At 67.8% G+C, this 19,043-nt stretch carries 15 protein-coding genes; 5 read left to right on the top strand and 10 right to left on the bottom strand.

The window, feature by feature from the left end; all coding sequences use genetic code 11:
- The first annotated feature begins 149 nt into the window (after window positions 1-149).
- The 3 genes from R2834_01725 to cydB all read left to right on the top strand — a co-directional run bounded on the left by R2834_01725 (window position 150) and on the right by cydB (window position 3,379).
- Window positions 150-779 carry a hypothetical protein gene (locus R2834_01725; protein MEZ4699021.1) on the top strand — a complete coding sequence of 210 codons (630 nt, stop codon included), beginning with the start codon at window positions 150-152 and terminating at the stop codon, window positions 777-779.
- Window positions 780-885: 106 nt separating this feature from the next.
- Window positions 886-2,289 (top strand): cytochrome ubiquinol oxidase subunit I, encoded by a 1,404-nt coding sequence (locus R2834_01720; protein MEZ4699020.1) that lies wholly within the window; start codon window positions 886-888, stop codon window positions 2,287-2,289.
- A gap of 70 nt (window positions 2,290-2,359) precedes the next feature.
- Window positions 2,360-3,379 (top strand): cytochrome d ubiquinol oxidase subunit II, encoded by a 1,020-nt coding sequence (gene cydB / locus R2834_01715; GenBank protein MEZ4699019.1) that lies wholly within the window; start codon window positions 2,360-2,362, stop codon window positions 3,377-3,379.
- A 53-nt stretch (window positions 3,380-3,432) separates the two neighbouring features.
- Here the strand turns inward: cydB and R2834_01710 are convergent, their stop codons facing one another.
- The 9 genes from R2834_01710 to R2834_01670 form a co-directional block, all read right to left on the bottom strand.
- Window positions 3,433-5,745 (bottom strand): hypothetical protein, encoded by a 2,313-nt coding sequence (locus R2834_01710; GenBank protein MEZ4699018.1) that lies wholly within the window; start codon window positions 5,743-5,745, stop codon window positions 3,433-3,435.
- Between the two features lie 19 nt (window positions 5,746-5,764).
- Window positions 5,765-7,696, bottom strand: a complete 1,932-nt coding sequence (locus tag R2834_01705; protein MEZ4699017.1) for a glycoside hydrolase family 97 catalytic domain-containing protein — start codon at window positions 7,694-7,696, stop codon at window positions 5,765-5,767.
- Complete coding sequence (locus R2834_01700) at window positions 7,693-8,652, bottom strand: aldo/keto reductase (protein ID MEZ4699016.1); 960 nt, start codon at window positions 8,650-8,652, stop codon at window positions 7,693-7,695. The genes R2834_01705 and R2834_01700 overlap by 4 nt, the downstream gene beginning before the upstream one ends.
- On the bottom strand, window positions 8,649-9,347 hold the full coding sequence (locus R2834_01695) for a creatininase family protein (protein ID MEZ4699015.1): 699 nt from the start codon (window positions 9,345-9,347) through the stop codon (window positions 8,649-8,651). The genes R2834_01700 and R2834_01695 overlap by 4 nt, the downstream gene beginning before the upstream one ends.
- A 121-nt stretch (window positions 9,348-9,468) precedes the next feature.
- Entirely contained in the window at window positions 9,469-10,431 is a 963-nt protein-coding gene (locus tag R2834_01690; protein MEZ4699014.1) for a zinc-binding dehydrogenase, read from the bottom strand.
- A 50-nt stretch (window positions 10,432-10,481) separates the two neighbouring features.
- Window positions 10,482-11,501 (bottom strand): zinc-binding dehydrogenase, encoded by a 1,020-nt coding sequence (locus R2834_01685; protein MEZ4699013.1) that lies wholly within the window; start codon window positions 11,499-11,501, stop codon window positions 10,482-10,484.
- On the bottom strand, window positions 11,498-12,319 hold the full coding sequence (locus R2834_01680; protein ID MEZ4699012.1) for a TIM barrel protein: 822 nt from the start codon (window positions 12,317-12,319) through the stop codon (window positions 11,498-11,500). Before R2834_01680 ends, R2834_01685 begins: the two co-directional genes overlap by 4 nt.
- A complete protein-coding gene (locus R2834_01675; protein ID MEZ4699011.1) occupies window positions 12,309-14,102 on the bottom strand; it encodes a hypothetical protein in 1,794 nt (597 codons plus the stop codon). Before R2834_01675 ends, R2834_01680 begins: the two co-directional genes overlap by 11 nt.
- The gene (locus R2834_01670) at window positions 14,095-15,006 is read right to left on the bottom strand and encodes a hypothetical protein (GenBank protein ID MEZ4699010.1); all 912 of its coding nucleotides are present in this window, start codon (window positions 15,004-15,006) and stop codon (window positions 14,095-14,097) included. The genes R2834_01675 and R2834_01670 overlap by 8 nt, the downstream gene beginning before the upstream one ends.
- A 130-nt stretch (window positions 15,007-15,136) precedes the next feature.
- On the opposite strand from R2834_01670, the gene R2834_01665 reads away from it, so the two are divergent.
- A complete protein-coding gene (locus R2834_01665; protein ID MEZ4699009.1) occupies window positions 15,137-16,372 on the top strand; it encodes an aminotransferase class III-fold pyridoxal phosphate-dependent enzyme in 1,236 nt (411 codons plus the stop codon).
- A 135-nt stretch (window positions 16,373-16,507) separates the two neighbouring features.
- Complete coding sequence (locus tag R2834_01660) at window positions 16,508-17,389, top strand: DUF6268 family outer membrane beta-barrel protein (protein ID MEZ4699008.1); 882 nt, start codon at window positions 16,508-16,510, stop codon at window positions 17,387-17,389.
- Between the two features lie 7 nt (window positions 17,390-17,396).
- Here R2834_01660 and R2834_01655 read toward each other — a convergent pair whose 3' ends face one another.
- Window positions 17,397-19,040, bottom strand: a complete 1,644-nt coding sequence (locus R2834_01655; GenBank protein MEZ4699007.1) for an amidohydrolase family protein — start codon at window positions 19,038-19,040, stop codon at window positions 17,397-17,399.
- Between the last annotated feature and the right edge of the window lie 3 nt (window positions 19,041-19,043).

The following is a 19,043-nucleotide window of genomic DNA, read 5'->3' as shown; positions in this document are numbered from 1 at the left end:
TACGTCGTACGGGGAAAAAGGGCACGGGTTGATATGATTTATCTGGTTAGGATGCGTTGTTGCCTGATTGGGACGCCTCCCGCGGCCCATCGTCCACCCGATGCCCGCCTTGCCCTGCCCCATTGTCCCGGGCGAATAAACGAGCGCGTATGCCCACGCTGACCCATCCGATATTGCTCGACGCCGTGAACGAGCTGGCCGATCGCGACCCCGCGCTCGCCGGCATCGTGCAGACCTGGGGTCCGCCGCCGCTCTGGGACCGACCGGAGGGCTTTCCGACTCTCGTGCACATCATCCTCGAACAACAGGTCTCGCTCGCGTCGGCCCGGGCGGCCTTCGACCGCCTCGACGAAACGCTGGGCGGCGTCGATCCCGAAGGCATGCTGCGGCTCGACGATGCGGCGTTGCTGCGGATCGGGTTCAGCCGGCAGAAGGCGCGCTACGGCCGGCTCCTTGCCCGCGCCGTGCTGGACGGCGATCTGGATCTCGTCGCCCTGCCGGCTCTGGCGGACGACGAGGTGCGCCGGCGCCTCACCGCCATCACCGGCATCGGGCCGTGGACGGCCGATATCTATCTGCTCATGGCCCTCCGCCGGCCCGACGTGTGGCCCCAGGGCGATCTCGCGCTCGCCGTGGCCATGCAGCGCGTCCTCGGTCTGCCGCAGCGGCCGTCGCGCCAGGAACAGCTGGAGCGGAGCGAGGCCTGGGCGCCGTGGCGCGCCGTCGCCGCCCGCCTGCTGTGGCATCAGTACCTGTCGGACCGCCGCCGGCCGGTCTGAGCGGCACCTCCTGCGGCGAAGATCCCGTCAATTTCCCCGGAGGCCTCGGTCTTTTTTGGATTCGTAGGGTAGACCCCTACGACGTCCTCCTCATCGATCGCGACGCATGTATGGACCTCGATCCGCTCTTCCTCTCCCGGCTGCAGTTCGCCTTCACGATCATGTTTCACTACCTGTTTCCGCCCCTCACAATCGGGCTGGGCGCGGTGATGGTAGGGATCGAAGGGATGTATCTCAAGACGCGCGACCCGGCCTATCTGGCGATGGCCCGGTACTGGACGCGGATCTTCGCCGTCAATTTCGCGATGGGGGTATCCACCGGGATTGTGATGGAGTTCGAGTTCGGGACCAACTGGGCCGCCTATTCGCGCTACGTGGGGGATGTCTTCGGGTCGGCGCTCGCGGCCGAGGGGTCTTCGCCTTTTTTCTCGAATCCGGCTTTCTCGCCATCCTGCTCTTCGGGTGGGATCGGGTGGGGCCGAAGATGCACTTCTTTGCGACCGCGATGGTCTTCCTCGGGTCGGTCTTTTCCTCGATCTGGATCGTGGTGGCCAACTCGTGGATGCAGACGCCGGCCGGCTTCCACGTCGTCGGCGAAGGGCTGACGGCGCGGGCGGAGATCACGGACTTCTGGGCGATGGTGTTTAACCCTTCCAGCGTCGAGCGCCTGCTGCACGTGTGGACGGGCTCGCTGATTCTCGGGGCGTTTTTTGTCCTCTCCATCGCCGCCTGGTACCTGCTGCACGAGCGGCATGTCGACTTCGCGCGGCGGACCTTCCGCATCGCGCTCGTCCTGGCGGCCGTCTCCTCGCTCGGCGCGCTCGCGACCGGTCACTTTCAGGCAGATGTCACCGCCCACCACCAGCCGGCCAAGCTCGCCGCGCTCGAGGGGCATTTCGAATCCGGGCCGGCGAAACTCTATCTCTTCGGCATCCCGGACGTCGAGTCGGCCACGGTGCGGTACGGTGTGGGCATCCCCGGCGGTCTTTCGTTTCTGGTGCACGGGCGGTTCGACGAACCCGTCCAGGGCCTCGATCAAGTCGCCCCCGCCGACTGGCCGAACGTCGGGCTCGTCTTTCAGACCTACCACCTGATGGTGGCCCTCGGGATGTATTTTATCGCGCTCACGCTGCTCGCGCTGTTTTTCTGGTGGCGGGGGACGCTGTTTGTCCACCGGTGGCTGCTCTGGGTGTTCGTCTTCACGGTCGTGGGGGCCTATGCGGCCAACCAGGCCGGCTGGGTCAGCGCCGAGGCCGGCCGGCAGCCGTGGATCGTCTACGGCCTGCTCCGTACGAGCGACGCGCTGTCGGAGTCGGTCACGGGCGGGATGGTGCTCTCGTCGATCGTCCTGTTCGGGTTGATCTACGCCATGCTGTTCGTGGTATGGATCTATGTCCTCCACAACAAAATCCAGCACGGCCCCGAACCGGTCGCCGAACTCGATACCGCACCCCACGCGGACAGCCTGCTCGACGCCGCCGCGCACCGAACCGGGTCCATCAACACCTGATTCCGGTGCCCCGGGCTCAAAAGGGTCGCCCGCCGCCCGGCGCTTCGTTCATCCCGTTTACCTCTTCATCATGGATCTCCATCTGCTCTGGTTCCTGCTCCTCGGCCTGCTGCTCTTCGGCTACGCCGTCCTCGACGGGTTCGACCTCGGCGTCGGGATGCTCCACCTGTTCGTGGCGAAAGACGACCACGAGCGCCGGCTCCTGCTGAACGCCATCGGCCCGTTGTGGGACGGGAACGAGGTGTGGCTCGTCACCTTCGGCGGCGCCCTCTTCGCGGCATTTCCGATCGTCTACGCGTCGGTGTTTTCGAGTTATTACCTGCCTTTCATGCTGCTGCTGTTCGGCCTCATCTTCCGGGCCGTGGCCATCGAGTTTCGGTCGAAGCGGCCTTCGAAGACCTGGCGCGCCGGCTTCGACGCCGCCTTCTTTGCGGCGAGTGCGCTGGTGACGGTGCTGATGGGCGTCGCCATCGGGAATTCGCTGCGCGGCATCCCCATCGGGGAGCGCGGGATCTACCAGGGGAGCGTGCTCGATCTGCTCCATCCGTACGCGCTGCTGACCGGGTTTCTGGCGCTGGCGCTCTTCGCCATGCACGGCTCGATCTTTCTCTATCTGAAAACCGAAGGCGATTTGCAGGCCCGCCTGGTGCCGTGGATGTGGCGGACGTTCGGGCTGTTCATGGCGCTCTACATGTTCGTCACGATGTATACGCTCGTTACCCTGCCCGACGTCACGCGGCATTTCGAAACCTATCCCGCCGCGTGGGCCATCGTCGGGCTCAACGTGCTGGCCATCGCGAACATTCCTCGGGCCATCTTCAAGGGCCGGCCGTTTCACGCTTTCCTGTCGTCGGTCTTCACCATGTTCAGCCTGGTCTTCCTTTTTGGCGCCGCGCTCTTTCCGAACCTCGTGGTGAGCAGCATCGACCCGGCCTACAACCTCACGATCTACAACAGCGCCTCCTCCGAGGCGACGCTCGGGATCATGTCCATCATCGCGGCCATCGGGATGCCGATTGTGCTCACGTATACCGCCGTCGTCTACTGGATCTTCCGCGGCAAGGTGAAGCTCGGGGAATTCAGCTATTGATGGCCGGCCGGCAGGCCGTCGTATCGCCCCCGGCTTGAGCCGCGTCCCGGCGTCTATCCGCGCACGAACAGCTGCGAAGCGCCCTGGCGTAGATCCAGCTCATGGGTCTGCCGGGCGGGGCCGCCATCCGCCGGCGCCAGCGCGGCATGCAGCGTGATCCGGCGAGGACCTTCCGTCGTCGCCATCACGAACGCGGCGTCCTGCGAGGCGCAGACGAGGTCGGGCGCGCTGCTCCAGAGCCTCGCGCCGGCTTCTTCCGCCAGCCAGCGGAGCAACTCGACGGGCAGCGGGCCGGTGCCGGCGTAGATCGACGTCCACCCCTCCATGTCACGCCGCGCGAACGCGACGCGCTGGCCGGCTTCCTGCCACACCCCCAGCACCTCGTCGGCGCGCCCCGCGACCGAGAACCGGGGGTAGACATGCTGCCCGCCCTTGATGCCGAACGCCGGCGGCAACCCGTCCGCCGCGCGGCCCTGCGTTTTGATCATCAGCGGCCCGGGCTCTTCCAGTATCTCAAAAGAAAAGCCGGTCAGGCGCTCCATCTGGGCGAGATCGAGCCGGTCCGGCGCGACGAAGCCGGGGGCGTAGAACCAGACGACCGTGGCGCCGCTGCCCGTCAGGCCGGCATGCAGCGCGTCCACTTCCGCCGGCGTGAGGTGGAAGGCGTTCGGGACGATGAGGAGCTTGTAGCGCGAAAAATCGTCGGCGCGGAGATCGAAGCGGTAGAGGTAATCCACCGGCGCGCCGATCCGGTGCAGGGTGCGGCTCTGGCTGTTCAGAAACCAGTGGTTGAACAGGTCGCAGTAGCGGATGCCGAAGCCGGGCCACGGCTTGTCGGCCAGCCAGTGGCGGGTGACGAGCGGCGTGGTGTCGTCCATCACGGCGGCGATCTCCGCGACAGGACGGATGTCGCGCGCGTGCATCCCGCGCAGCAGGCGGACGAAGCGGGCCATCTCGTCGACGATCGGCGCATCGCCGTACCAGCCCGACTCGACGCCGTGGATCGGCCCGAAATCGAACACCCAGCCCCCGACGCCCTCTGCGACAACCTTCCCGAAATCCCGCTGCAGGATCATCATGGTGCCTTCCCGGGTCTCGCTGCCCGATCCCCCGATGCTCCGCCACCGGTTGCCGGCGTCGAGGTACGTGCTCGGGTCGATCTCCGAGACGTACAGCTTGCCCAGCCGCTTCACCGAGGCAAGCATCGCCCGGTAGGCCCCGTCGCCGGCGACGCCGCGGGCGCGGCCGAGGAAGTTGCCGGCGCCGTCCTCCATATCGCTCTCCCAGCGCTCCTTGCCTTCGACGTTCGTGTTCTGATAGGCATAGGGGCAGGCGATGAGGTCGAGGTCCGGGCAGCGGAGCACGGTCTCGGTGGCGAGGTAGCCGGCGTCCTGCGCGCGGACGCTCTCGGAGACGTAGCCGTAAAACGTGCCGCAGAGCACCCGGCGATCCACGGCCTCCTTCACCACGCGCGCCAGCTCCACGATGGTCTCGGCGACGACGGCGTGGTACTGCCGGTAGAACGCGATCACCCCCTGCTCCCGGGCGGGGTCGCGGAGGAGCCCGTAGGCGCTATCGAGCCGGTCGCGCACCGCCGGGACGCCGCCGACAGCCTCCTGCATCGGGCGGCTGTAATCGGGCATGTGGTCTGCGCCGAAATAATTCCATTCGGACGTCCGCCCGTGCACGATGAAGTACCCGAGCATCCGGCTGGCCAGGGGGCTCGCCTCGATGTGGGCGATAAAATCCTTGAGCATGGCCGACGTGTCCGCCAGCCACGCCTTCGAGGCCAGCGAGGCCTCCCGGTAGTCGACCTCGGTGAAAAACTGGTGGCCACCTTCGTTCTCCGGAAAACGCACGGGATCGGCGATGTCGTAGCGATCGGCCGGCGTGGGCAGGCCGTACTGGATCAGCTGATCGGGGTGCTGCCGTTTCCACCAGTGCGGTGTGTTGAGCTGGATGCGCGGGAAGAAGTAGGCGTCGGGATGCCGGTCGAGCAACGTCCCGAACAGCGCCTCCATGCGCGACCAGTCGTACGCCCCCGGCCCGGTCCACCCGGAACGCATGCCGAGGATCGGCTGGAGAAAACGGATGCCGGCCGCGCGGTAGTTTTCGAGCGTGGGCAGCAGGTGCGTGCTCAGGGCGAAGACGGGTTCGACTTCCGCATCGTTCAGAAAGAGGCGCGGCCCGCCGCGTTCGGTGCGGACCGCCACGCGCGCCGGCGCCTCGCCGGCCAGACGCGCGACCGCCTCGCGCGCGGCATCCGTCGGTTCGGGCAACGGTGGGGGCGTCGCCGAAAACGGGTTCGGCAGCCAGAGACTCCCCGAGGCGGCGCCGAGCAGGTTCAGAAACGTTGCGCGATCCATGTAGGTGTCGTAGATAGGTTCAGTCCAGACCGGTGCGAGGCCACAGGGGGTAACGCGCGGCGTCGTCCGCCGTCGCCGGCGTGAAGCGCAGCGCCGCTCCGCCGCTCGGGAGAAGATCCAGGACCATCGTCTGCCGGCTGCGGACGAGGGCGTGCGCCACCTGGACGTGCGTCCGCGTCGTCACCTCGTCTCCTCCGTCGGTGTACAGGTCGACCACATAGTCGGTCTCGGGCTCCAGGAAGTCCAGCGGAATCGACACCGTGCGGGCCTCGGTGTTGGTGATCGCGCCGGCGAACCAGTCGGCGCCGCTGCGGCGCGCCACGATGGCGAACACGCCGATGTCGCCGTCGACGACGCGGGTGTCGTCCCACACCGTCGGCACGTCGGCCCAGAACTGCAGCTCGGGTTCGCCCTGGTAGTCGCGCGAGGGGACGTCGTACCAGTAGAGCCACTGGAGCGGGCTGTAGTAGAGGGCGGGCAGCGCGAGCTGGTGGGCCGGCGTGTTCCGGATGTGTCGATCCGGATGGCCAAACTCCTCGCGGAAGTAATACGCCGGCGTGTAATCCGCCGCGCCGGCGACGAACCGGGTGAAGGGGAGGATGGTGTTGTGCGTGGCGTCGGGCATCTCCTCGTTTCCATAGATGCCTTCCTGCGTCATCAGGTTGGGCAGCGTCCGCGAGTGGCCGGTGGGGCGGAATTCGTCGTGGATGTTCACCATCAAGTGATGCTCGGCGGCGAGGGCGACCGCGTCGTAGAGCCACGTGAGCCAGCGGTGCGAGCCGGTCTGGACAAAGCCGAACTTCACGCCGGCGACGCCCCAGGCCCGGTAGAGCGGGAAGAGCGTCCGCATCTGCCGCTCGAGCGCTCGATGGTTGACGTAGAGGATGACGCCGAGGCCCTTCGAACGGGCGTAGCGGATCGCCGCGTGCAGATCCAGGTCCTGGCGCGGGTTGCGTAGCGAGTCGACCGTGACGGTGGTGGCGTCGGCGTCGACCAGGTATTCGTGGCCGTACCAGCCGGCGTCAAAATGCACATAATCCAGCCCGTGGTCGGCGGCGAAATCCACCAGCGCCCGGGCGCCGGCGGTGGAGAGCGTCATCTCCCGGATGGCCTTGCCCGGGCGGATCCAGTCCGTCGCGCCGATGCGGCTGGGCGGGTTCAGGTTCAGCAGGAGGTAATTGTGTTCGAGCAGCGCGCCCGGACGTTCGCCCACCAGGATGAGGCGCCAGGGCGTCTCGAACGGCGACGACTCGACGACGCGGTCGAACATCCGCAGCGCCAGGGTGTTCGGGGCGCCGGACTGCGTGGTGAGCCGCGACCGGGAAAAATTGACGAGGCCGGCTTCCGTCACGCTGAGGTACAGGCCGGCCGGCGTTTCGAGCGTCAGCGGCATCTCGGCCTCCTCGCGCCACTCGGCCAGGGCGATGCGCTCGTACCGCGCCTGCGCCCTCGGCGTGTGCCAGGCGCGCGTGCCGGGCGGAAAGGTGAACGTGGTGGCGTCGCCGTCGATCGTCAGGATGGATAGCCGCGTCTGTTCGGGCCAGGCATACCGGAAGGCGGCGCCCTCATCGTAGGCCCGGATCTCGACGCGCATCGTGGCCTCCTCGTCCGGAAACGAGAGGGTGAGCTGCAACTCGTTGAACCGATCCGGGATGCTGTCGCGCTCGCCGTACACCGGCGTCCAGCTGTCGTCGACGCCCCGCGTGGCGGCGTCGCGCAGCTCGAAGCCGCGATCCCAGCGGTGGTTGCGGTAGCCGGCGTCGACCCCCAGGCGCCCCTCGGCGACGGGCTTGCCGCCCGAGGTGATCCGGTAGGTCAGCCGGTTGTCCGGGGCGACGATTTCGGTCTCGACGACCAGCTTTCCGTCGGGGGAGGCGATGCGGTGCGACTGGGCGAGCGCATCGGAAACGGTGAGGATTCCGAGTAGCCCCAGGAGAAGGCGGGTGCTCATGCGGCCTGGAAGTCGTGGACGTGCCATGCCGCGGCGTGGGCATGCTCATCGGCGGTGAAGGGCGGCGCCTTGGAGGCGAACACGGCGTCGGCCAGCTCGGCGGCGTTCCGGGCGCCGCTCAGCACGACAGCGACGTGCGGATGGTCCAGCACCCAGCGATAGGCCGCCTGCGGCATCGAGTGAATTTCGCCATCCACCAGAAACGACAGGGTGTTGACGTACCGGACGCGCTCGGCGATCTCTTCCCGGCTGTAGCGGGCGTTGAGCGAGCCGGCGGGGAAGACGGTCTCCGCCGTGATGGCGCCGGACAAAAAGCCGTTGGCCAGGGACTCCCGGGCCACGATGCCGACGCCGGCGGCGCCGAGGTCGGCGATGAGCCGGCTCGATTGCCGGTTCATCAAACTGTACACGACCTGGATCACGTCGATGCGCCGCTCCGCCGCCCAGCTGCGCGCCATCGCCTCGGTTTCCTCGAATTTGGAAATCGAGTGGCCGATGACACGGATCTTGCCTTCGGTCTGGAGCCGCTCGAGCTCCTCCCAGACGTCGTCGTGGATGTCTTCGGGGCCGAAGGGGGAATGGAAAAACAGGATGTCGATCCGGTCGGTTTGCAGCCGGCGGAGGCTGCCCTCCACCGACTCCCGGGCGCGCCGCGCGTGGAAGTTCGGCGCGGCCTTTTCGGTCGCGTAGCGGCCGAATTTGGAGGAGATGAGCACGTCGTTACGCGCGGATCCCAGCCCGCGGCCCAGCAAGGTTTCGGCGACGCCGTCCTCGTCGGCCGTGCCGTACAGTGGCGCCGTGTCGAACAGCGTGATGCCGGCGTCGAGCGCGGCGTGGATGGCATGCAGGGCGTCGTTTTCGGCGACGTCGCCGTAGATGCGCGACGCGAAGGCCCAGGTGCCGAGGCCGACCTCGCTGCAGGTGAGCCCGCAGCGGCCCATCGAACGTTGATTCATGTGCGGAACGGGGCTAGCATGTCGATGATGCGGGGAATACAGCGCTCGCAGAACAGATCGAGCATCTCGCGACCCTCCTGGACGGAGGCCTCGCGGGGGTCGGCGCCCCAGACGCCGTCCTCGTCCAGCGTGGGCTCCCGATCGGCCGGCAGCCGGTTCAGTTCGACGGCGCCGGGATTGAAGAGCATCTGGAAGGAGGTCTCGCCCCGCGCGGCGTGGTTGGACGGGAAACGATCCTTGATCGGTTCGAATGACGGCACGAGCCAGATCCGCGCGTCGTTGCGCCGGCTCTGGAAGGCCTGGCAGGCCTCGCCCAGCGCGCGGGTATGCCCGCCGCCGCAATGGCCCGTGATGATGACCACGACGCGGAAGCCTTCGTCGACCAGCTGATCGAGAAACTCGATGCACAGCCGGCGCACGAGCTCCGGACTGTGTTCGATCGTGTGGCCGAACCCTTTGAACGGTTTGATGGTGTCCGTCCCGATGTACACCGGCGGCAACACGACCCCGCCCGTGCGCATGGCCAGCGCGAGGCACTGCCCGTACGCCTGCGTCCCATCCAGCCCGATCGGGCAGTGGTAGCTGTGCCATTCCAGCGCCCCCCACGGTAGATACGCGAGCGGTGTCTGTGCACGGATCGACTCGATCTGATCGGGGCGAAGCCGTTCGTACGGGCCCCAGGCGGGTGATTCCATGTGGCGGGTTTGAGGTTTAGGGTTCCAGGTTCGAGGTGCCGGGGCGAAAGCTGTGGGGTCGTGGAATCATCGCCTTGAACCTCGAACCTGCATCGTTGCACGGCCGGCGTCACGCGCCGGCTCACGCCCACGGATCGAACAGGATCTTGATCGCCTCTTTCGACCGCAGCAGCGCGATGCCTTCGCTGTAGCGGGTGAAAGGAAGCGTATGGGTGACGAGCGGCTTCAGGTCGAGCCGGCCGGATGCGATGAGGTCCAGCGCGCGCTCGCCGGCGGCCCGGTTGTGTTGCCCGTATCCCATCAGACTAAAACCGCCCCACCAGTTGGCGGGTCCGAAACCTACAACTTCGCGGAGTACGCCGAATATCGCAACCGTTTCGCGCGTGCAATCGACCAGGAATTCGATCGAGCGTTTGAGGCCGGTTGTATCCAGGGCGGCGTCGAGCGCGCCGGCGTCGCGCCGGCGGCTGGCAAACGCGCCCGGGTGCATCGCCGCGTCCGCGCCGAGCGACCGGGCGAGCGCGAGCCGGTCCTCCAGCACGTCGAACGCGACGACCTCGGCGGCGCCGTACGCCCGCGCCATCTGCACGGCGATGAGGCCTGCCGGTCCCATCCCGCTGACGCCGACCCGCTTGCCGGCGACGGCATCGACCCGCATCAGCTGGTCGAAGGATACCTGTACGCACATCGCGAGTTCGAGCGAGGCGATGGCTTCGGCCGGCACGTCGTCGCCGACGGCCAGCAGATCGTCCTGGTGGATGGGCATGTACCGGGCATAGGCGCCCTGGCGCCGGCCGCCCGGATCGCGCCACGCCGCCACGCGCGCGCCGGCGGGGAAGGCATCCGCCCCCGGCCCGAGGCGCTCGACGGTCCCGACGGCTTCATGCCCCGGCTGCCCCGGCGTGTACGGGTAGGGCATCTCCATCCCGGGAAACATCGGCTCGCCGTCCAGCACGTGCATGTCCCAGTGCGGGCAGGTGGTGACGCCTTCCACGCGAAGCAAGACCTCGCCTTCGCGCAGTTCGGGCATCGCCGCCGGCCGCCAGACGGCCTGTCCCGGGGATTCGATCTGGAGGAGATGCATAGCGGATCGGGGATGAATGGGTGTGGATAAAAGGCTGCGCGAGGGGGGCTTCAGGTCTTCGGCGACGCATCGCCTTCCCATTCCAGGATGACCCCGAGCACGGGTTCACGCTTGGACTCGATCAGGTCCCAGGCGTCCGCGGCGCGGGCGACGGGAAAACGGTGCGTGATCAGCGGGAGCGTCTGCAGCGTTCCGGCGGCGACGGCCTCGAGCGTTCGGTCCATCCGATCCCGCGTCCATCCCGACACGAGGTGGATCGAAAGCTCCTTGTAGCGGGGCGGCTGCAGCGCGAGCCGGTCGTTCGTCCCGTAAAAGCCGGCCGAAACGAGGTGCCCGAAGCGCCGCATCGCCGGCTGGATGGACTCCAGCACGTCGAGGCTGCCCACGGTGTCGACGGCGATCTGCACGCCTTCCGGGTAGAGCGCCTTCAGCCGGTCGACCCACGGCTCGGCGCCGGCGTCGATCACCGACGCCCCGGGCCATCCGGCGAAGTGCGCAAGCCGGTCCGCGTGCCGGCCGACCAGCGCCACGCGCGCGCCGCGCGACGCGAGGGTCTGCGCCGTCCAGTGCCCGACGAGCCCGTCCCCGACGACGACGGCGGCATCGCCGGGCTCCACCGGGGGGCGCATGCCGCTGTTGTAGCCCACCTGCGCCAGCACGAGGCCGGCGAAGGTGAGGGGCTCCACGCCGGCGGGCAGTTTCCACACGTGCTCGCGGGGGCAAACCGACGGCGAGACATGTCCCGCATACCAGTGATGCATCCCCGTGACGCGGCCGACGGTCGCAAAGACGGTCTCGCCGACGTCGAACCCCGGCACGTTGGCGCCCACCGCCTCCACGCGCCCGATCTTCTGATAGCCGGCCACCACGGGAAACGGCGCCGGATCCCCGGGCTGAAACGGCGTGTCGCCATCCGACCGCTCCCCCCGAAAATATGAGCCTTCGGTGCCGTTGCTGATCCACGAGTGCGTCACCCGAACGACGACGTCGTCGGGACCCGGATCGGGGCAATCGATCGGCAAAAATTCGGCGGTGCGTGGACCGGTGAAGACGACGGCCTGAGCGTTCATGGGGCAGGGTAGCGGGCGTTGAAGCGGCTGCGTTGGCGGTCCGTCATCCAGGCACAGACGGACCACAGATCGGCGGCCGGCTGGCCGGTATGCGGCGCAGTGTGTAAATACGGAGGGGGCCCAAATTCGGGCGTCAGGGTCGAAGTCGCAACCCCGCGGCGTTTCTGATCCGCCCAGACCGCATCCCACCAGCGTTCATGGGCTTCGAGTTCGGCGGAGAAGGCGGGATCGGCGGGGTCCGGCACCTGGGGGCCTTCAGCGTAGCCGACCCGCGCGTGGACGTGCGCGGTGCGGCCGGCGCAGGCTTCGAGAATCGCTTCCTCGCCATCCAGCAGCCGTTCACACACGCACACCCAGTGGCTGAAATCGGCGCAGAGCCGGAGGCCGTCGAACCGATCGAGCAGGCGCGCCGTCGTCCAGGGATTGTACAGGATGCGGCCCCGGTGCGTCTCGTGCGCCGCCGGCACGTCGAAGTCGGCCTCGATGGCCAGCACGCGCGCGAAGTAGCGTTCGGCCTCGGCGTCGCTCCAGCGGTCCCGGCCGCTGTGGCAGGTCACCACCGGCGGGGCGTACGCGACGGCCGCCTCGAACTGGGTGCGGAACGACGCGGCGTGCGCGGCGGGGTCGTCGCCTTCGGTGAAGAGCATCGGGATACAGCGAAGTCCGTTATGGCGCAAGAGGGCGCCGTCGGGGTCGTGACGCTGCAGGTGGATGAGCGGGGCTTCGATGCCGGCGTAGCCCATGCCGGCGAGACGCGGCAGCAGCGTCTCCCAGGCCTCCTCGATGCCCCAGGTGGTCCGGTAGAGGTCAAGCGTCATCGGCCTCTACCTGGTCGATGATGCGCATGGCGTCGAAATCCAGCGTGCGGCACATGCTGCCGTAGCGCATCTCCAGCCGCCGGCTCCCGCGGCCCGCCCGCAGAAAGGGGTTGCTGAACAGGGGCCAGCCGGCGTAGTCCACCGCCTTGCCGTCGATGCGAAACGGCTCGCCGCACTCGGCGTCGAGCACCGAGCCGTGGCGGGTCGTGAAGCGGACGCGCGGCTCGGGGGAGAGGTGCGCCTGGAGTTCCAGCGCGCGGATCGCGGCGGTGAACGCCTCGAACGACGCGTAGTCGCCGGCCGGCGCGGTTTGCACCACGAAGCCGGTGCGGAGCGCTTCGCAATGCAGCCGGCGGCTCCCATCCGGGTGCGCGACGATTTCGCACGGCGCCAGCGGGAAGACCGCGATGTACGCGTCGCCGCCCTGCAGAAAAAGCCAGCCGGAGGCGTCGTCTTCGAGCCGGCTCAGTCGGGGCGAGAGGTACCCGCTCACGTGCGGGAAACGCGTCCCCTCCGGAATGTCGTACAGGACGATCAGGGCGTCGGCGTGCTGGTAGACATGCTCGAAGGGCGATCCGCCGGTGAGTTTGTCGGGCGAGTCGTAGGTGTCTTTTTCGGCTTTCACCACGTTCTCGGTCATGAGCTTGGGTTCTTCGCCGAAATACATGCCCATCTCGTGCGGCGACGAGTAGGGATGGATCGTAAAGAACACGTTGAAGCCCTCGTGCGGGTCGGCCGTGGCCCAGAGCACCTCCCAGGTGTGTTGCTGGATGGGTTGGAGGAGCCCGCCCTGGATCGACCCCATCGCGTATTCCCGGCGCATGAACATGTACTTGTACACGGGCGCATGCCGCTCGCTGCTCCACCGGATGCGCGTCCGCGTCCGCTTGCGCTCAAGGCTGATGAACGGCCGGCTCCGGTCGGTGGCCATGCCGTGCAGCACGGGATGCGGCGTGTAGCCGCTCATGGCGAGAATCGCCACGACGCCGTGGGGCCGGTACCCGATGCGCGGGAGGACGACGTTCACGCGCTGCGGGCTGAAGGGCGTGTTGCCGAAGAGCAGATGGGCGAACGTCGTGCTGCCGTTTTTCCAGCGCTCGACGGCCGGGATGGGGTAGATGCGGCTGAACGCGCCGGCGTACAGCCCGTCGAGGGTGTCGACGGCGAAGTCGGCGATGAGGTAATCCAGCATCATCTCCGCCGCAAGCCGCATGCGGGCGTCCCGCGTGAAGGCGTAGAGCATCGCCATCGGCGTGATGAAGAAGGGGAGATAATGCGGCGAGTCGAACTCGCCCTGTCCCTCACGGGTCGTGAAATCGATCCAGTGGAGGAGGTAGTCGCGGGCCTCGGCATGATTCTCCGCCGAGCTGCGTCCGTTGAACCAGGCGTCGCCCGGCTCGTCCGGGTACAGCTCGGTCATCAGAAACAGCGAGGCGTAATACATCGCCCAGTGGTTTTCCGTGTCGCCGCGGTAGGGCGTGTAGGTGCGCCAGAGCGCGCGCAGGGGCCGGCGGATCGATTCCGGCAGCCGGTTCTCGCCCAGGCAGGCGACGACGGTCATGGGATACATCCAGAACATGTCGCCGTGCGGATTGGCCATGAGGCGGACCAGGTCGGGCACGATCTGGTCGAGCGGTCGGCCCCGGTACAACCGCGCGGCCACTTCGATGAGACCGGTGTACGGCAGATACTCGTCGGCCTCCCGGTCGGCGAAGAAGTCGATCAGCGCGTCGCAGCGGCGACGGTAGGCGGCGTGGAGGTCGAAGGCGGTGGGTTCAGGCATACACGAGGTCGTAAAGCGTGGCTTCGGGGAGGCCGGCGAAGGTCCACGACGCGCCGGCGTCGACGGAGGCGTAAATCCCGCCATGCACCGTGCCGGCGACGAAACGCCCCGATGGGGAGATGGCCAGAGCGTGCACGTGCTGCACCGGCATGTCGTCGCCGGTCCGCCGCCAGGTGGCGCCGCCGTCGAGGCTGACGCACACGCCGGCATCGAACCCGCCCGCGATCAGGATTTCCGGATGCGCGGGGTGGATGGCGACGGCGTAAAAGGTGTCGCATCCGGCCGGCCGGTGCGTGGCCCAGGATCGTCCGCCGTCGGTGCTGTGGAGCAGGCCGCGGTCCTCGGTGCCGGCGAGCCAGACGGAGGGATCGGACGGCGACTGGCAGATCGCCCGGATGGCGGCGTCGTGCGGGCCCGGCGCGTGCCACTGCGCGCCGGATGTCTCGGTGCACAGCAGCCCCGTTTCGGTCCCGACAAACCAGCGCCCGGCCGTCGCGCGGTCCGCCGCCAGCGTCTGGCAGAACAACTGGGTGGTGCGCGGATGCACGGGGAGAAACGTTTCCCCGAGATCCGGCGAGCGCCACAGGCCGTGCACCGTGGCGATCCAGAGGGTGTCGGCGTCGAACGGATCGAGGGCGAGGTCCAGCACCTCGGTGATCTCCCAGCCCGTCATCACGCGCCAGGTCGCGCCGTCGTCGAGCGAGCGAAATACGCCGTTGCCGGCGGCCAGGAACAGCATCGACCGCGCCTCGTGCCGCGCGATGCCGAAACAGCGCACATTCGTCCAGCCCCGGTGCTGCCACCCCGCGCCGGCGGTGTAGACGTGCAGCCCGCTGGGCGCATTGCTGCTGCCCACGATATAGCCTCGTGTTTCGAGGACGGCGGCGTATAATGTTTCGTCCATCGGTATTTTGGTGGGGAGACGGAAGGTAGGGGGATGCCGGTTCATGTACCGGATGGTACCACCGAACGCCCGATAATAAAATACGCGAGCGGACCGTCACGGTCTTCTGTAATCCTATACCCGCAGCTTTATGTCCCGATCCGCCGAGTACCTCGAACGCGCGCTCGCGCTCATGCCGTGGGGGACGCAGACGAACGCGAAGCGCATCGACCCGGCGCTGGCGGACGTCATGCCGGCGTTTATCGAGCGGGCCGAAGGCTGCCGGATCCAGGACATGGAGGGGCGGTGGTACATCGACTACCGCTCGGCGCTCGGCCCCATCATCCTGGGATACCGCCATCCCGAAGTCGATGCGGCCGTCCGCCGGCAGATGGAAAAGGGCGTGCTGTTCAGCATGGCCTCGCCGCTCGAACTCGAACTGGCGGAGCGGATGACGGCGATCGTGCCCGGGCTCGAACAGGTTCGCTTCATGAAGACGGGGCACGAGGCGAACGCGGCGACGATCCGGCTTGCGCGCGCCTACACCGGCCGCGATGCCATCGCCACGTGCGGCTACCACGGCCACAGCGACTGGTTCGCCTGCGGCGCCGGCGCGGCGCCCGCCTGGTGCCCGCGGGACGGCAACGGCGTGCCGGCGCTGCTCGACCGCCTCGTCACCCGCCTCGCCTATGGCGATGTGGGCGCCCTCGAGGCGCTGTTTGCCGCGCAGGGCGACCGCCTCGCCGCCCTCATGCTGGTGCCGTACGATTGGGGCGAGCACGTCGCGCTCGACTTCCTCCGGCGCGCGCGGGCGCTGTGCGACCGCTACGGGACGGTGCTCGTCTTCGATCAGGTCCTCACCGGCTTCCGCCTCGCGATCGACGGCGCCCAGGGGTATTTCGGGGTGGTGCCGGATCTCACCAGCTACGCCAAGGCGCTCGGCAACGGGTATCCGATCTCCGCATATGGCGGCCGCCGCGCCATCATGGAGAAGCTGAACGACGCCATCCTCACGACGACCTACGCCGGCGAAACGCTCTCGCTCGCGGCGTCTTGCGCTACACTCGACATCATGCGCCGGGAGCCGGTCCATGCCCGGCTCTGGGAGATGGGGACGCGGCTCATGCAGGGCTTCGATGCCTTCGCGATGGATCGGGGGTTTCCGGCGCGCGCCTACGGCCTGCCGCCGGCGCCTCAATTTCGCCTGGGCGATGACCCGGATCGCGAGCCGGCGCGCCAGACGCAGTTCTTTCGCGCGCTGCTGGAGCGCGGCATCTTTCCCTCGCGGCCCTTCCTGCTCAATGCGGCGCACGACGCGGCGGTCATCGACCAGACGCTGGAAGCGATCGGCGAGGCGCTCGACCAGGTCTTCCTTAACCTGCCTTGAAATACAGGCCCGCCTTTCAAAGATCGAGCGAGGATGCTGAGCCGGCGCACGCTATGTTGTCAGTATATCCCTTAGCGCCACATCCCGACGATCCCGTGGCGGCCCCCGTTGTATTTCACCGCCATCGATGACGCCATGCTATCTTACCGCCGTTCCAGGATGTTCATCGCTGTGGTTACGGTATCGATCGCCGCCGTCTGTTCAGATCGGGCGTTTGATGCACAGGCGCAGGCCTTTGTCCCCGTTGCGTACGAGTCGGTCGGCAAGGCCTCGTCGGCGACGCCGGCATCCGCCGCTTCGATCGGGTATTCCCGGCTTGGGCTGGGCATAGCATGGCCAATCGCGCTGCGGTCCGGGCGTCTGGTCGCCGGCGTCCGGTACGATCGGGTCGGATTTACGTACGGCGAATGGCCTTCGGCCCTTCCTGCCCCGGACGCCGTTCACCACGTGCGCCTCGAGCTGATCCTGCAACGACCGCTGTCCCGGGACTGGGAGGCCACGGTGCTGGTCGCGCCGGGATGGGCTTCGGATTTCACGAAGGCTGTCCATGCCGGCGACGCCAATCTGGGGATTGCGGCGCTCCTGGCCAGAACCTGGTCCGAGCGCGTGAAGGCCGGCTTCGGCGTGAGTTACGTGACCGATCGGGGGCCGGCGATGCTCCCCGTCGTCCGCGTACTGTGGCAGCGCGGCCGGATGAGCGCCGATCTCATCGCCCCCTCCGCCGCGAATGTGTGGTACCGGATCATGCCGGCGGCTCGAGTCGGGTTCGCCTGGCGCGGCGTGGCCCTGCCGTATCACCTGAATGCGACGGAGGCGGCGGGTGGCGAGTGGACCTTGCGCCGGCAGGTGTTTTCGCTGGCGCCCGCTCTGCGGGTGCACGCGGCGGGTTCACTCTACCTGCACCTTGAGGGCGGCATGACGCTGCGCAACCGCCTCGTGTATCTCAGCGGTCGCGAGAAAACAACGCTCGATCACGATCCGAGCTTCTTTTTCTGGGTGGGGCTCGTCGTCGAATGAGGCGGGCTCAAACCCCGTATCGGGTGCGCAAGGCCGACAGGTCGAGGCCGGCATGCTCGAGCACCCGCAGCATGTTGCCGCCCAGGATCCGGGCCTTGTCCGCTTCGGAAATCTGGCTGTACGCCACCCAGCCGAACTGCGGGATCGGGTCGCGCATGGGCGCGTCGGTGCAGAACAGGACCCGGTCGGCGAGGCCTTCCTCGACGAAGAACTCGACGACGCCGTGGAGCACGCTGGTGAAGGTGAGGTCCAGGTAGACGTTCGGATGGCGTCGGGCGAACGCGGCGCGCTCCCGGGCGACCTCCCAGGTCCAGGCCGAGTGGGCGAGCAGGTAGTTCATGTTCGGGTACCGCACCGCGATATCCTCGATCTCACTCAGAAACCGGTCGCCGATCGCGGTCTGGTGCAGCTTGACGAACCCCCCGATCGCGTTGCCCCGGGTATACCAGGGATCGTAGAGCGGTGCGTTGTACGGCAGCCCGACGCGCGGATTGTACGGCTTCAGGCCGCGAAACCCGTACGCGCCGTGGCAGCGTTCGATCTCGCCGGCGTAATCGAGGCTTTTTTTCGGATCGATCGTGGCGTAGCCCAGGATGTCGTCCGGATAGCGCTCGCAGAGTTCGTGGATGAGCGTATTGCCCGCCGCCGCGTCGATCCAGATGCCGATCCACGAGGAGCAGCAAAACCGGTCGACGCCCATCCGGCGATTCCGGCGGATCATGTGCGGCGCGTCGCCATAGGGCATCGGGACGTAGCCGCCTCCCATCAGGCCGTCGTGCAGCACGTGGGTGTGCGGGTCGATAACCGGAATATGGTCGAGGGGCTTGCCCTCCATGACGCGATCCAGGATCCGGCCCCGGTCTCGCGGGGGATAGGGCTGGGGCGGGGCTTCGAGCCGAAGCAGCCGGGCGAGGTTGCCGCCGGCGATCAGCGCCTTGTCGGCCTCCTCCAGCTCGCAGTAGTCGATGAATGCCTTCGCGGCGCCGGGGCTTTTGAAAGGCCACTCGGTGCCCAGCAGCAGCCGATGCGCGCCCACCTTGCCGGCCAGGTACTCCAGACCGTAGTGGATCTGGAAGCTCGAAAACTCGATGTAGGTGTTCGGGTGCTGCAACAGCAGCGGCACCACCGTCCGCGTGCTTTCCCAGCGCGCCTTCTGTAGCAGCACGGGCAGGTTCGGGTGCGCCCGGCACAGCGCGTCCACTTCCTCGAAGGTGGCCTGCTGGTCGTCGCCGTAGATGCCCACGTCGATCAGGAGCGGGATGCCCTTCGCTTCGAGTGCGCCCAGCAGGCTGCCGCAGGTCGATTCGTCGAATGGATAGTGATGCCGGCGCGGAAACAGCTTCACGGCGCGGGCGCCGGCTTCCTGCATCGCCTCGACGAAGGCGGGGCCGTCGGGCATCTCGTCGCAGTGATGGGGCAGGCCGACCCAGCAGGGGATCAGGCGCGGCTCGTCACGGATTTCCTCCATGAGCCGGCGGTTGCCGTAGCCGGGGTCGTATTCCCTCGCGGTCCAGTGCCAGACGAGCGCGCCATGGATGCCGGCGTGGGCAAGGTCGTCGCGGAGGTGATCCACCGACCACGGGACGCGCGCGTCGGTCGGTCCGTGCATCCCGATCGATGCGCAGGAGTCGAGATAGAGGGATGCGCTCAATCG

This window comes from Rhodothermales bacterium (genome assembly GCA_041391505.1).
GTDB lineage: Bacteria > Bacteroidota > Rhodothermia > Rhodothermales > JAHQVL01 > JAWKNW01.
The sequence above is the reverse complement of the archived record's forward strand: the minus strand, read 5'-3'. Positions and strand labels throughout refer to the sequence as shown.

Excerpts from the sequence above, each read along its gene's own strand:
- R2834_01725 (MEZ4699021.1), top strand. The coding sequence starts at position 150 with ATGCCCACGCTGACCCATCCGATATTGCTCGACGCCGTGAACGAGCTG.
- R2834_01720 (MEZ4699020.1), top strand. The coding sequence starts at position 886 with ATGTATGGACCTCGATCCGCTCTTCCTCTCCCGGCTGCAGTTCGCCTT.
- cydB (MEZ4699019.1), top strand. The coding sequence starts at position 2,360 with ATGGATCTCCATCTGCTCTGGTTCCTGCTCCTCGGCCTGCTGCTCTTC.
- R2834_01710 (MEZ4699018.1), bottom strand. The coding sequence starts at position 5,745 with ATGGATCGCGCAACGTTTCTGAACCTGCTCGGCGCCGCCTCGGGGAGT.
- R2834_01705 (MEZ4699017.1), bottom strand. The coding sequence starts at position 7,696 with ATGAGCACCCGCCTTCTCCTGGGGCTACTCGGAATCCTCACCGTTTCC.
- R2834_01700 (MEZ4699016.1), bottom strand. The coding sequence starts at position 8,652 with ATGAATCAACGTTCGATGGGCCGCTGCGGGCTCACCTGCAGCGAGGTC.
- R2834_01695 (MEZ4699015.1), bottom strand. The coding sequence starts at position 9,347 with ATGGAATCACCCGCCTGGGGCCCGTACGAACGGCTTCGCCCCGATCAG.
- R2834_01690 (MEZ4699014.1), bottom strand. The coding sequence starts at position 10,431 with ATGCATCTCCTCCAGATCGAATCCCCGGGACAGGCCGTCTGGCGGCCG.
- R2834_01685 (MEZ4699013.1), bottom strand. The coding sequence starts at position 11,501 with ATGAACGCTCAGGCCGTCGTCTTCACCGGTCCACGCACCGCCGAATTT.
- R2834_01680 (MEZ4699012.1), bottom strand. The coding sequence starts at position 12,319 with ATGACGCTTGACCTCTACCGGACCACCTGGGGCATCGAGGAGGCCTGG.
- R2834_01675 (MEZ4699011.1), bottom strand. The coding sequence starts at position 14,102 with ATGCCTGAACCCACCGCCTTCGACCTCCACGCCGCCTACCGTCGCCGC.
- R2834_01670 (MEZ4699010.1), bottom strand. The coding sequence starts at position 15,006 with ATGGACGAAACATTATACGCCGCCGTCCTCGAAACACGAGGCTATATC.
- R2834_01665 (MEZ4699009.1), top strand. The coding sequence starts at position 15,137 with ATGTCCCGATCCGCCGAGTACCTCGAACGCGCGCTCGCGCTCATGCCG.
- R2834_01660 (MEZ4699008.1), top strand. The coding sequence starts at position 16,508 with ATGCTATCTTACCGCCGTTCCAGGATGTTCATCGCTGTGGTTACGGTA.